Source organism: Paenibacillus sp. FSL R7-0302 (assembly GCF_038006885.1).
Taxonomy (GTDB): Bacteria; Bacillota; Bacilli; order Paenibacillales; family Paenibacillaceae; genus Paenibacillus_AQ.
In genome coordinates, this window is the sequence record NZ_JBBOWB010000001.1 from 2,582,687 (window position 1) to 2,596,021 (window position 13,335).

Sequence of the window (13,335 nt, forward strand, 5' to 3'; positions counted from 1 at the left end):
TATATTGAAGCAGCCTTACAGCATAGGGCCAAGGTAGGCAACCAGGAAGTACAGGAATCCGAACAGCAGCATGATGTAGGCGGTGTACTTGATAGCGTCGGAGGCAACGATACTTAAGTCTTTGGGAGCCTGGACTTCCAGACGTTCTGTTTCCATAGAATCCGTGTTGTCATGAGTGAAAGTTTCTTTCATCAGAATTCCCTCCTTAGATTATTCATGGACTAAAACATTCCTCTTTTGGAACTGTAAACACTATCTATAATTGTATTGTGACATATTTGTGAACTAATTTCAACAATATTGTGAAAATTCTTTGACTGAATGTTCACATTTGGGCTGTTTGAGTTGCTTTGACCCACTTAACTTCACCTTCGGTTGCACTTTATACAATAGATGAGCGCTATTTTCGCCGATAAAATGAATCTCTTGCACTTTATACACTAGAATTTTGAGAAAACGGGGGTTTTGAGCTGAAATCCAGAAATCTGTTGTACGAAATACAGCAGAAGGTGTTTTAACCGTAGTTTCCGTGAATTCTATTGCAGAAAGTGCAATCAGCCACTTTGTCACTCATTAAATCTCATAGCACTCTCATCGCATAGCATTCTTAGGGGAAAAGTCCCCTGGTAAAAACAAAGACCCCGCCATATTCCTCAAGAGGAGATAGCGGGGTCTCATTCATAGTACAAGGATTAAGCTTACGCCCAGTCTCCATTACGGAAGATCGGGTCGGTGGAGCCGTCATCGGCAATTCCGTCGATATTCATCTCCGGGGAGCCCATCATGAAGTCCACATGGGTGAGGCTTTGGTTCATGCCCTTGTCTACAAGCTGTTCCTTGCTCATATTAATGCCGTCCTGCAGGGTGAAGGCATAGGAAGCGCCAAGTGCCAGATGGCAGGAAGCATTCTCGTCATACAGGGTAGTGTAGTAGAGAATGCCGCTCTCCGAGATCGGGGAGTGGAAGGGTACAAGCGCCACTTCACCGAAGTAGGCGGCCCCTTCATCCATGGCCAGCAGGGAAGCGAGGGCTTCCTGGCCCACTTCAGCGGTGAAGTCCGTAACTTTACCATTCTCCAGCGTCAGGCTAAAGCGGTCGAAGATGTTGCCGCCATAGCTGAGCGGCTTCGTGCTGCGGACCGTGCCGTTCGCACCCGTCTTCAGCGGAGCAGTGAATACTTCCTCGGTCGGAATGTTCGCCAGGAAGGACATGCCGCGGCTGTTCACCGCACCGGCCTGACACCAGATATGGCCTTCAGGCAATTCGATCGTCAGATCGGTGCCCGGAGCCGTGTAGTGCAGCTTGCGGTATTTCTTTGCGTTCAGCAGTTCACAGCGCTGCTTCAAGCCGGCCAGATGGACACTCCAGGCCTGCACCGGATTCTCCTGGTCTGCGCGCACGGCCTTGAAGATGGCGTCCCAGAGCAGTTCGATCTGCTGCTCAGGTGCAGCGTCCGGGAACACCTTCGCGGCCCAAGAGGCGGATGGGAAGGCGAGGCCGGTCCAGCTGACCTGGTTAGCCATCAGCATCTCGCGGTACGGAGCCATAGCTTGACCGGCGGTCTTCTGATGGTCCGCAATGCGGCTTGCATCTACTCCGTTCAGCAAGTCCGGATTCGCGGAGATGATTGTCAGGAATGCCGCTCCGCCCCTTGCCAGATCCTCCAGCTCATCGGCCTGCCACTTCGGCGGCTCCAGGAAGCTCTCGGACGGCGCCAGATCATAGCGGGTACGGGTGACGAATTCATCGGAATAGTTAACCTTGACGAGCTTCGCACCTGCTTCATAGGCCTGACGTACAATCAGGCGGACCAGCTCAGCCGATACGATATCCGCATTCACGACAAGGGTCTGGCCGGGTTGAATATTAACGCCGATCTTTACAGCGAGCAGTGCGTAATTCTCCAGCTTTTGGTTGAAATCCAGCAATAGCTTCAGCTCCATTCATCATCTAATGAAATGCAATAACTTATAAGGGGTCTAGAAGGCCCAGTTGCCCTTCTGGAAGACCGGCTCGCGCGTACCGTCAGCGGTAATTCCGTAGATATCCATCTCGGCTGAGCCAATCATGAAATCGACATGGGTTACACTGTTGTTGAGGCCGCGGGCGGTCAGTTCATCCTGGTTCATTTCCTTGCCGCCTTCCAGACAGAAGGCATAGGCGGTGCCAATAGCCAGATGGTTAGAGGCATTCTCGTCGAACAAGGTATTGAAGTAGAGAATTCCTGATTCCGAGATCGGCGACTGATGTGGCACAAGTGCAACTTCCCCCAGATACTTGGCGCCTTCATCCAGGCTGATCAGATATTCGAGGGCTTCCTGGCCCTGCTCAGCGCTCACACTGGTAATCCGGCCCTGTTCAAAAGTGATCGAGAAGCCGTCAATTACATTCCCGCCGTAGCTGAGAGGCTTCGTGCTGCGGACCGTACCGTTAACGCCGGTTTTCAGCGGAGCTGTGAACACTTCTTCCGTTGGCATGTTGGCGACAAAAGAATGACCTTTGGCATTGATGCTGTCCCCTTGCGCCCATAAATGGCCTTCAGGCAGCTCGATGCTAAGGTCAGTTCCAGGTGCTATGTAATGCAGGCTGGCGTACTTCTTCGCGTTAAGAACATTAGCCTTCGACTCAAGCGTGTCGAGATGCTCCTGCCAGGCGGCAACAGGGTCCTCACGGTCCAGACGGACAGTATGGAAGATGGCTTCCCACAGCTTGTCTACACGCTGGTCAGCAGGAATTTCAGGGAACACCTTGTCTGCCCAAGGCTGGGTAGGAATCGCTACAATGCTCCAGCTAACCTTGTCGGACATCTGCAATTCACGGTATTTCGTAAGCGCTGCGCCCCGGGTCTTCTGGAAGTTCGCAATCCGCTCAGGCTCAATGCCTTTGAGGGCATCCGGGTTCTCGGCAATGACCGACAGGAAGGCGGCACCATTCTCTGCAAGCTCAGTCATTTCACCGGCAAACCAGGTTGGGGCTTTGGTGAATACTTCGGGCGACGCATGCTCGAACTGCTGGCGGGTGATGAACTCGTCACTCCAGTTCACCTTAACCTGGCTGGCGCCGATGGCATACGCCTTGGCCGTAATCAGGCGGACGAACTCAGCCGCAGTGATCGGTGCGTTCACGACCAGGATTTGTCCCGGCTGAACATTCACACCGATTTGAACCGCCAAATCAGCATATTTACTTAGCTTGTCCTGAAGCTCTGTTTCAGTCATTGACATTTCCTCCATTACCATTATTTTTAGCTCTATATAAGCATTGTACTAAATTATTAACCGCCGGATGAAAAAAGTCAATTACAGCGCAAAAGGAAAGAGAAATGCTGACATATCAATGTTATACTGAATATTGTGGGCATGATCAGATGAAAGGAAGGAAAGAGGATGAACCTGGAAATCACCAAAGCAGAAATGAAACGCGTAGAGGATAGAAGTTTTGTGGGGAGAACGGTATTTACATTAGAGAATCACCGTTCCCCTTATGAGATTACTTTCTACAGTTCCCGTGGAACCGAATGGGATTACAGCCTGAGCTTCGCCGGGGAGTCGGGGAGTGAGGAGCAGTTCCTGGAAGTGGATGCGCTGCTGGAGAATGACGATGATCTGTATAATCAGCTGCTGGATGCAGCGCTGGATACCCAAGAGATCCCGGAAGAGGAAGCTTAAGCTTACTTGCGGATATAACAATGCGACCCCCGTCCCGGCTGATTGCCTTGGACGGGCAGGGTCGCATTTTTAATAGTAGAGGAGATTATGATTTTCTTCTGTTACGTATAAGTGGCGTGCAGGCGTGTGGCTCGAATGTATGCGGAAAACAGCATACATTCTGCTCATATGCAGGCGCATGGCCCGAATGTATGCGGAAAACAGCATACATTGTGCTCACATGCAGGCGCATGGCCCGAATGTATGCGGAAAACAACATACATTCTGCTGGCGCGAAGGTAATCTCATTCACCCGTATGGGTGATTTTGTTCTTAATAGTCGCTGCCCTTAGCCGATGGTGATATTGCCTTCCGGATAACGGTATAACTCTTTGCTGTTCTTCGGCTTAAGCGCATAGGCCAGAGTAAGCGGTCCGGTCCGGCCCACGAACATAAGAATGATTACCAGCACCTTGCCGGTCGTGGTCAGCTCTGTGGTCAGTCCCATAGTGATGCCTGAAGTGCCGAAAGCGGACACCGCCTCGAACAATACGCTCAGGAAATCTGCGCTCTCTGTGACTGACAGCAGCATGGTGGAGATGACCACCAGCATTAGGGAGAGCAGCGTCATGGTAATAGCCCTGTATACATTCTCCTTCGAGATCCGGTGGCGGAACATGACGATATCCTCTTTGCCCCTTAGTTTGGCGTAGGCGGTGCTGGCCAGAATGGCAAAGGTGGTAATCTTGATTCCGCCGCCGGTAGAGCCGGGAGCCGCCCCGATGAACATCAGCAGAATCATCAGGAATTGGGTGGATTCCCGCAGCAGCGGAATCTCAATGGTTGTCACTCCGCCGGAACGGGGCGTAATAGCTTGCAGGAAGGAGGCCATAATCTTGCCTCCGGCATGCAGCGGCTTCAGTGTAGCGTTCAGCTCCAGCCAGAAGAAGACTATGGCTCCGACCAGAATCAGCACAGCTGAAGTTGCGAGCACGACCTTCGAATGTAGTGTCAGCCGCTTGCGCTTGGGATAATCGATCACATCGGACAATACAATGAAGCCGATACCGCCGAGGAAAATCAGCAGCATGGAGGTAATATTCACAATAGGATCTTCCACATAGCGTGTTAAACCGCTGAATGGCCCGTGAACGTCGCCGAACAAGTCAAAACCCGCATTGTTGAAGATGGAGATGCTATGGAAAAGTCCATAATAAGCTGCTTTGCCTATAGGCATATCTACTATAAATCTTGCGGCCAGCAGAATGGCACCGGTCAACTGGATCACGAGGGAATAGATAAGCACCCGGCGGATCAGCTTCACAATACCCTGCATGGAATTCTGGTTCATGGATTCCTGCAGCAAGAGGCGTTCCTTCAATGAGATTCGTTTGTTCAGCACTAGCGTAATCAGCGTAGCCATCGTTACGAATCCAAGACCGCCGAACTGGAACAGCACCAGCAGCACGATCTGTCCAAAGGTCGAGAGCTGCGTACCCGTATCGATGACGGCAAGTCCGGTTACACAGGTCGCAGAGGTCGCCATGAACAGCGCATCAATGAACGAGATTCTTCCGCCCGTAGAAGCGGCAGGCAGGGACAGCAGCAGGGTTCCGGCAGCGATCAGCAGCACGAAGCCGAGCGATAGTATTTTGGGCGGCGTCAGCTTCAAATGCCCAAAGAAAAGGTTAGCCAAGTTCATTCTCCTGACAATAGGGATAGGATCTGACAAGATTATAGCATAACTTATATTCTCATCCCTAAACAGGCAGGAAATTGACATATTTTATCGAAATCATTAAAGGCTGTAGGATTCAACAACTTGCACTCTATGAGGAGGCTATACTGCTGTGACAAGTCCGATACGCAATCAGATTGGCGCTGTCTTCATCCCGGTTAGTGATATCGAAAGGTCCAAGAACTGGTATTGCAGTCTGCTCGGACTGCCGCTTGACGGTGAAGTGTTATTCGGGCATCTGTATGAGGTGCCGATGCAGGGGCCGGGGATCGTACTGGACAGCAAAATATTCACAGCCGAAGCCGTGCTGAAGGTGCCGTCCTTCCATCTGCTTACCGATGATATTGATGCCGCCTATGATTATGTCAAAGCCAGCGGGGCAGAGATCCTTACGGATATTGAGAATGACCACTGGTTTAACTTCAAGGACCCTGACGGAAACGTGTTAATGATCTGCCGCTCCGTCACTTAGTTAATTGGGTTAATTATATTTGTTAATCATATTAATTATACAAGGATAACATACCGCTCTTTATTGCAGGAGGCATGGAAATGAACGTAACACTAAGGGAACTGCTCCCGGGGGATGCAGCGGCGCTGTTGAACCTCCAAGATCGTCTGGACGGGGAAACCTCCTTTATGCTGCTGGCCCCGGGCGAGAGAAAGAGCGGCATTTCCCAGGTGGAAGAGATGATTAGAGGCTTACACCAAGCAGAGAACTCGCTTATTCTGGGAGCGGAAGCAGACGGTGAGCTTGTAGGATACCTGTCAGTCCAAGGAGGGAGCTTCAGCCGCAACAAACACAGTGCCTATATTGTTATAGGCATTCTTAAGGCTTATCAGGGCATGGGAATCGGCAGCGGATTATTCCGTGAGATGGAATTGTGGGTCAAACGCAGCGGCATCATGCGACTGGAGCTTACCGTGATGCAGCATAATGAACAGGCGGTTGCGCTGTATAAGAAGCAGGGCTTTGAAATTGAGGGCTTGAAGAGAAAGTCGCTGCTGGTGGATGGACAATGGGTGGACGAATATTATATGGGTAAGATCTATAATTAATTGCATTAACTATATGGATAAATCGTCTACACTAACAAAATCACCCTGCGGGTGAATGATGTAAGAAGTTATGCGGCCCACACAACTCATCTGGTCAGACCGTCCTTCCCCATCCGCCCACTTCAAGGGGCATCCGGTGAATTCAGGGGCAGGAGTACCCCTCATTTGCTTAATGTAATCGGTTTTTCGATTACATTCGGCCTACGTGGCGCCACCAGCCCAATTGTAATCGGTTTTTCGATTACATTCGGCCTACGTGGTGCCCCCGGTGGTATTATCCCCTTTAAGTAGACACTCGAAAAAACCTCATGTGTTAACATGAGGAAATGAGTGAACTGGGAGGGGATTTTGGTATGGCCAAAAAGGGACAAGTGTTTCAATCGTACACGGAGGCATTCAAGAAAGAGGCTATTCAAGCCTATTTTACAGGAGGGGAGAGCTATAAGGTCGTCTCCGACAGGTTGGGGATTGTGAACTGTACCCAGCTTAAAGTATGGGTAAAGAAATATCGGAATGGGGAGCCACTCGATACACCAAAAGGGGCAACAAGCCCTTTAAAAGGACGTCCACGTTCTACATTTGCCAGTATAGAAGAAGAACGAGATTACTTAAAGGCACAGGTGGACTACTTAAAAAAGCGGTATCCAAATCTGTAAAGGGAGGGAAGCTTGGACTGCATGACAAATACGCCGTAATTGAAGAACTACGTGACCAACATGGCATCACCCGCCTATTAGCCATTGCAGAGGTATCGCGGGCAAATTACTACAAGTGGCGAGGTGCAGAGGTTCGACGAATGGATGCCCATGAGCAAGAGCACGCCATGAAAGAGCATATGGTGGCGATTCACCTGGTTCATCCCTATTTCGGGTACCCTCGAATGCAGGCAGCCCTGCGGGAGGCAGGCTACCTCGTCAACCACAAGAAGGTATGGCGGCTCATGAAAGAGCTATCGATCCAGTCTGTCATTCGCAAGAAAAGGAGTCGTGCGGGCTCTACTCCTTCCGTGGTCTACCCGAACCGATTAAAGCGTAAGTTTCATGCGACAGCACCTCAGCAGAAGCTAGTAACGGACATTACGTATATCTCAGACGGCACCCGTTTTTATTATCTGTCTGCGATTCAGGACCTCTTCAACAATGAAATTGTAGCTTGGCAGATCTCGGAGCGAAACGACGTAAACCTCGTCTTGGATACGGTTGAACAGTGGACACGGAAAAGAGACGTGTCTGAGGCCGTGCTCCATTCGGACCAAGGCTTTCAGTACACGTCTCAGGCGTACAACACACGATTAGAGGCATTCAGCGTCAAGGGCAGCCACTCTCGCAAAGCAACCTGCCTGGATAACGCCTGCATCGAATCCTTCTTTTCGCATCTGAAGACAGAAAAGTTGTACCTTCACCAGTGTAAGTCAGAAGCAGAGATTCATCAAGCCGTTGAGGAGTATATCTACTTTTACAATTACCAACGTTTTCAGGCGAAACTGAAACAGCGCGCGCCGATTGAGTATCGACACGCGCTGGCTGCTTAGCTTTTTTCATCTGTCTACTTGACAGGGGTATGACCACCGGTCCAATTGTAATCGGTTTTTCGATTACATTTGGCCTACGTGGCGCCCCCGGTCCAATTGTAATCGGTTTTTCGATTACATTCGGCCTACGCGGCGCCCCCGGTCCGAATGTAATCGGTTTTTCGATTACATTCGGCTTAGGTGGCGCACCCGGTCTTTGTGCCTCCCTTATCCACAGCAGAAAGAAACTATAATTTCCTAAATAAGAACAAAGGCGCTCCCCGATAACTCACGGGAAGCGCCTTTTCCTTTACAGCATATGGTTACTCGCTGCGTACAGCAGAATCTTCAGAGACCGGAAGATCAATCAGGATCTCCACCTTGCGGATACGGTGGCGGTTCATCTCGCGGACGGTCAGGGTGACATGCTCATAAGTGAGGCTTTTGCCGACCACAGGTTCTTCCAGATGACTGTACAGCCATCCGCCGATGGTAGTGACTTCCTCATCGTGGAAATCAAGCTTGGTGAGGTCCTTAATCTCCAGGAGAGACACGTTGCCGTCAAACAGATAATGAGTCTCGCTCAGCTTCTCGACATTTCTGCGTTCATCCCCGTCGAACTCATCGCGGATCTCGCCGACGATTTCTTCCAGAATGTCCTCAATCGTAATCAGACCGGAGGTACCGCCGTATTCATCCAGCAGCAGGGCGATATGCACACGCTCCTTCTGCATACGGGTCAGCAGGGTCTTCACCGGTGTAACCTCAGATACGGTAAGAATCGGAAGAATCAGGCTTTTGAAATCAAAATCCGGGTTGTTGTCATATTGCAGGTACAGCTGCTTGGTGTTGATCATGCCGATGATATTGTCTTTGCTGCCGTCGGCCACAGGGAAACGCGTATATTGCTCCTTGCGGATAATCGCGATATTCTCCTGCAGCGAATGGTCAGTGAACAGGCAGACCATGTCTGTCCGGGGAACCATAATCTCCTTAGCGAGCATTTCATCAAAGGTGAAAATCCGGTTAACATAACCATATTCCGCTTTGTTGATTTTGCCGCTCTCATAGCTCTCGGACAGGATCAGGCGGATTTCGTCTTCGCTGTGCGCGTCGCCGTGTTCACTGGCAGGCTTCATGCCGAACATACGGACGAGCAGGTTGGCGGAACCGTTCATGAACCAAATCAAAGGGTACAATATTCTGTAGAACCAAATAATCAGCGGTGCGGTAATCTGACCAATTTTCTCCGGAATATTAATAGCGGCGGTCTTCGGTGCAAGCTCTCCGACCACGACGTGGAGGAAGGTGGCGATAATGAAGGCCAATGCAAAAGCAATGGGCTTACTAACGTTGTGACTCACACCAGCCAGATCAAACAGTGGAATGAGCAGCTGCTCAAAAGCAGGCTCTGCCAATGCCCCGATCCCGAGTGCAGTAATCGTGATACCGAGCTGGCAGGCGGACAAATATCCGTCCAGGTTAGCGGCTACCCGCTGTACTGCCAGTGCGTTCTTCTTGCCATCCAGCACCATTTGGCTGACCTGGCTTCCCCGTAATCTCACTACTGCAAACTCCGTCGCTACAAAAAATGCGGTTAAAATAATCAAAATTGCCACGAGCGTCAAACTAAGTCCTATACCCATATAATCTTTACCATCCCTTTCGTCCCTAAAATAGGTTATACTCATATTATGAGTTCATATGAACCTATTGTACGAACTTTTCAGTGAAATATCAAATGGTGGAGGGTTGCCAGCTATGGAAGCTTTTACACTTAGCCGGATAGAGATGTCCGGACTATTACTGTCTCTAGGGCCAAACTCGGAGCGGAAGCCGCTCCATATTCTGCAGGAAGCCTGGACCAAGTTCCACCGTGACGAGGTGCGGGAGGGGACAAGCCTGCCCGCTTTTCTGTCTACGGATATCCCCCCGATTCTGCAAAAGCTGATCAAAGGCGGCGGCGTCAAAGGGCTGTCCCTGGGTGAAATTGCTTCGCTTGGCGGTCTGATTGAGTATTCCACTTTATCCGTCTCTGCTATGCAGAATTGGGTGAAGCGCGATTTCAAGGAATATCTCGGGTCCCCGCGTGAAGGGAAGAAGTACTCCATTAATCAGGCGGCTATTCTATTTATAATAGATGATCTGAAGGCTGCGCTTGATTTCGAGAGCATCAGACAACTCTTTCGTATGCTGTTCCTGGCGCCTGAGCGTGATGACGATGATCTCGTGGAGCCGGCACAGCTGTATCACGGGTATGCCGAGCTGTTCGAGGAGATTAAGACCCGTTCCCCGCTTCCGGCGCAAGGACAGGCTCTAACCGGAAATCAGAAGGAATACCTGTGGAAATCGGACAGCGCCATCAAGTCCGCCATGGACAGAATGATGAAGCGGCTCAGCCACCTGAGCAGAGGGCAGCGGGATGCGGTGCAGAATATGCTGCTGATCGCTGCGATCTCGGTGCAGACCTGTTATTTTCAGGCGATGGCCCGGCAATATTTCAATGCGGTGTTATTCCTTGATTTTTGAATCATCCGCTTCTAGAATGTGTAAGTGATACTAATCAGGAATTATTGGATTAGCCGGAATCAGGGGAGAGGGGCCTTAAGTCATGTGGAATCAAATGTCGCTGCTGCAGAATCGGAAGCAGCGGAAGCTGCTCTTCAGTGCAGGTCTAAGCTGGATGTTCGACGCAATGGACGTAGGGATGATCTCGTTCGTCGTGGCTGCATTAGCCAAGGAATGGTCGCTGGGACCGGAAAAGATCGGCTATTTAACCAGCATTAACTCGGTAGGGATGGCGGTCGGTGCAGCCGCAGCCGGAATTATGGCGGACCGCTTCGGCCGCAAATCGGTGCTGCTCTGGACGCTGCTGATCTTCTCGATTGCAAGCGGACTGTCGGCATTCGCCGCAGGTTATGCAGTATTATGTGTGCTGCGCTTCATTGCCGGCTTCGGGCTGGGCGGAGAGCTGCCGGTGGCTTCTACGCTGGTATCCGAGAGCATGCCGGTCAAGGAACGAGGCCGTGCTGTTGTGCTGCTTGAGAGCTTCTGGGCGGTGGGCTGGATTCTGTCGGCGCTGATTGCTTACTTCGTCATTCCGGATTACGGCTGGCGGATCGCCTTCGCCATCGGGGCGGTACCGGCGTTATATGCGCTCTATCTGCGCAGGGCGATCGATGACTCCCCGAAGTTCGCGGAGATCAAGAAAGCTCCTCCAGTGCCTTTGAAGAAGCGTGTAGCGGCAGTCTGGTCGGCAGAGTACCGCCGCTCGACCATCATGCTGTGGATTCTGTGGTTCACCGTAGTCTTCTCTTATTATGGCATGTTCCTGTGGCTGCCGACGGTAATGGTGCTGAAGGGCTTCAGTCTGGTCAAAAGCTTCGAGTATGTGCTGATCATGACACTCGCCCAACTGCCGGGGTACTTCACCGCCGCTTATTTCATCGAGAAATACGGCCGTAAGTTCGTACTGGTCATCTACCTGCTGCTGACTGCCGTCAGTGCTGCCTGGTTCGGGAATTCCACGACCGAGGGCATGCTGATGGCTGCCGGAATCTGCCTGTCGTTCTTCAACCTGGGAGCCTGGGGCGGGATGTATGCTTACACGCCTGAGCTGTATCCAACTAAGATCCGTTCTACAGGTGCCGGACTCGCCACCTCCTTTGGACGGATTGGCGGCATTATTGCCCCCACGCTGGTCGGCCTGTTGGTCGGCAAGGCGGTCGGGATCGGCTCCATCTTCATGATCTTCTTCGTCACGATTGTAATCGGCGCTCTGGCGGTCCTGTTTCTGGGGAAAGAAACGAAGGGACTGGAGCTAGAGTAGACTGCTTACGGAATAGATTCATACTTAACAGAACTAACCAGGATTAACAGGCCAGCCGGAAGATTCCGGCTGGCTTTTGTCTTACTTATTTGATATAACCCCTTACTTTTCTGGATTTACCCTATGCAGGGCGTTCCGTATAATCATTCATGTAACCGCTTACTTCACAAATTCGAGGAGGCAACAGATGACAATCAAGGGGACCAAAGGACTTATACTGCTTCTAAGCTCCATATTGCTGATGACTACGGCTGCATGCTCATCCGGCGGATCGAATGCACCGGACGGCGCTAAGGCTTCTTCCAAGACTGAGGGTTCGGCACCTGCAATTGAGCTGCGTATGACCTGGTGGGGCTCGCAGACACGCCACGATCTGACTACCAAGATGATCAAGCGCTTCGAGGAGAAGAATCCGGGCATCACGATTAAGCCGGAATATTCCGGCTGGGACGGCTATTTCGATAAGCTGTCTACCCAGGTGGCAGGCTCGAATGCTCCGGACATCATTCAGATGGACTATGCGTTCCTGTCCGATTATGCCAAGCGCGGCACCTTGCTTGACCTGACGCCTTATACCCGGGATGGAACGCTGCGGACGGAGGACCATGACAGCAGCATGCTCTCGGCAGGAAGCATTGACGGCAAATTGTACGCCGTTACGCTTGGAGTGAACGCTCCAGGCGTTGTCTATAATGCTTCCGTGCTTCAGGAGCTGGGAATTGCGGAGCCGCAGGAGTCATGGACGTGGAAGGATTTTGCGGAGATGGCGAATACGATTGCTAAGAAGAAAGGCGACGGCTACTATGGTACGCCGGATATTTCGGGCACTACGAACATCTTCGAGGTATTCGTGCGCCAGAACGGGAGCGGCCTGTTCGCCGGGAATAAGCTCGGGGTCTCCCGGGAGGTCATCGATGAATGGTTCAATTACTGGCAGGAGCTGCGGGACAGCGGCGGCGCTACAACGGCAGAAGTAACTGCCGCGATGACGAATGCTCTGGAGACCCGGCCGCTGTCCGTTGGCCAGTCTGCCCTTGATTTTGCCTGGTCCAACCAGCTGATTACCTATCAGAATGTGCTGAAGGATCAGAGCCAGAAGCTGAAGATGCAGGTGATTCCGCATATGGAAGGGGAGCAGAAGATCGGCGAATATCTGAAGCCCGGCCAGTTCATCTCCGGGAATGCCAAGACCAAGTATCCCAAGGAGGTGGCGAAGCTGATCGACTTCATGGTCAATGATCCGGAAGGCACCGCTATTCTGGGTGCTGAACGGGGAGTTCCGGTCAATTCCGCAGTGCGGGAGCAGCTGAAGCCGTCGCTTACCGCCGAGGAGCAGTTAATCTTTGATTTTATCGATGTGGTCTCCAAGCATTCCAGTGATATTGACCCGCCTTACCCGCAGGGCTTCTCGGAGATTGATAAGAACTTCAAGAGCGCCAGCGAGCAGATCTCCTTCGGTCAGGCCGGCATTCCGCAGGTAAGCGAGCAGTTCATCTCCGGTTCTAACGCCATACTGGACAAGGCCAAATAAATACAGAGGAGCGAGAGAGCC

At 51.5% G+C, this 13,335-nt stretch carries 14 protein-coding genes; 8 read left to right on the forward strand and 6 right to left on the reverse strand.

Going from position 1 to position 13,335, the window contains the following annotated elements:
• Positions 1–15: 15 nt before the first annotated feature.
• From MKY96_RS11350 to MKY96_RS11365, 4 genes are all read right to left on the reverse strand, one after another.
• Positions 16–192, reverse strand: coding sequence for a hypothetical protein (locus MKY96_RS11350; RefSeq protein ID WP_155991496.1), 177 nt, complete (start codon positions 190–192; stop codon positions 16–18).
• 99 nt (positions 193–291) lie between these two features.
• Positions 292–570: a hypothetical protein gene (locus tag MKY96_RS11355; protein ID WP_340940429.1), complete on the reverse strand. Its 279-nt coding sequence runs from the start codon at positions 568–570 to the stop codon at positions 292–294.
• Between the two features lie 128 nt (positions 571–698).
• Positions 699–1,928, reverse strand: coding sequence for an aminopeptidase (locus tag MKY96_RS11360; RefSeq protein ID WP_340944529.1), 1,230 nt, complete (start codon positions 1,926–1,928; stop codon positions 699–701).
• A 51-nt stretch (positions 1,929–1,979) separates the two neighbouring features.
• A complete protein-coding gene (locus MKY96_RS11365; protein ID WP_340940431.1) occupies positions 1,980–3,224 on the reverse strand; it encodes an aminopeptidase in 1,245 nt (414 codons plus the stop codon).
• 162 nt (positions 3,225–3,386) lie between these two features.
• Between MKY96_RS11365 and MKY96_RS11370 the strand changes: the two genes are divergently transcribed.
• Positions 3,387–3,668 carry a hypothetical protein gene (locus MKY96_RS11370; protein ID WP_340940432.1) on the forward strand — a complete coding sequence of 94 codons (282 nt, stop codon included), beginning with the start codon at positions 3,387–3,389 and terminating at the stop codon, positions 3,666–3,668.
• 328 nt (positions 3,669–3,996) lie between these two features.
• Here MKY96_RS11370 and MKY96_RS11375 read toward each other — a convergent pair whose 3' ends face one another.
• Positions 3,997–5,349, reverse strand: a complete 1,353-nt coding sequence (locus MKY96_RS11375; protein WP_445671434.1) for a TrkH family potassium uptake protein — start codon at positions 5,347–5,349, stop codon at positions 3,997–3,999.
• 148 nt (positions 5,350–5,497) lie between these two features.
• On the opposite strand from MKY96_RS11375, the gene MKY96_RS11380 reads away from it, so the two are divergent.
• From MKY96_RS11380 to MKY96_RS11390, 4 genes are all read left to right on the forward strand, one after another.
• Positions 5,498–5,857, forward strand: coding sequence for a VOC family protein (locus MKY96_RS11380; RefSeq protein WP_340940436.1), 360 nt, complete (start codon positions 5,498–5,500; stop codon positions 5,855–5,857).
• Between the two features lie 80 nt (positions 5,858–5,937).
• Positions 5,938–6,444 (forward strand): GNAT family N-acetyltransferase, encoded by a 507-nt coding sequence (locus tag MKY96_RS11385; RefSeq protein WP_340940438.1) that lies wholly within the window; start codon positions 5,938–5,940, stop codon positions 6,442–6,444.
• A 353-nt stretch (positions 6,445–6,797) separates the two neighbouring features.
• Positions 6,798–7,100: a transposase gene (locus MKY96_RS33900; protein WP_445671425.1), complete on the forward strand. Its 303-nt coding sequence runs from the start codon at positions 6,798–6,800 to the stop codon at positions 7,098–7,100.
• Positions 7,022–7,975, forward strand: coding sequence for an IS3 family transposase (locus MKY96_RS11390; RefSeq protein WP_445671478.1), 954 nt, complete (start codon positions 7,022–7,024; stop codon positions 7,973–7,975). Before MKY96_RS33900 ends, MKY96_RS11390 begins: the two co-directional genes overlap by 79 nt.
• Positions 7,976–8,277: 302 nt before the next feature.
• Here the strand turns inward: MKY96_RS11390 and MKY96_RS11395 are convergent, their stop codons facing one another.
• The gene (locus tag MKY96_RS11395) at positions 8,278–9,600 is read right to left on the reverse strand and encodes a hemolysin family protein (RefSeq protein WP_340940439.1); all 1,323 of its coding nucleotides are present in this window, start codon (positions 9,598–9,600) and stop codon (positions 8,278–8,280) included.
• A 115-nt stretch (positions 9,601–9,715) separates the two neighbouring features.
• Between MKY96_RS11395 and MKY96_RS11400 the strand changes: the two genes are divergently transcribed.
• From MKY96_RS11400 to MKY96_RS11410, 3 genes are all read left to right on the forward strand, one after another.
• A complete protein-coding gene (locus MKY96_RS11400) occupies positions 9,716–10,483 on the forward strand; it encodes a DUF1836 domain-containing protein (RefSeq protein WP_340940441.1) in 768 nt (255 codons plus the stop codon).
• A gap of 82 nt (positions 10,484–10,565) precedes the next feature.
• Positions 10,566–11,783, forward strand: a complete 1,218-nt coding sequence (locus MKY96_RS11405; RefSeq protein WP_340940442.1) for an MFS transporter — start codon at positions 10,566–10,568, stop codon at positions 11,781–11,783.
• Positions 11,784–11,970: 187 nt separating this feature from the next.
• Positions 11,971–13,314: an ABC transporter substrate-binding protein gene (locus MKY96_RS11410; protein WP_340940444.1), complete on the forward strand. Its 1,344-nt coding sequence runs from the start codon at positions 11,971–11,973 to the stop codon at positions 13,312–13,314.
• Positions 13,315–13,335: the final 21 nt, after the last annotated feature.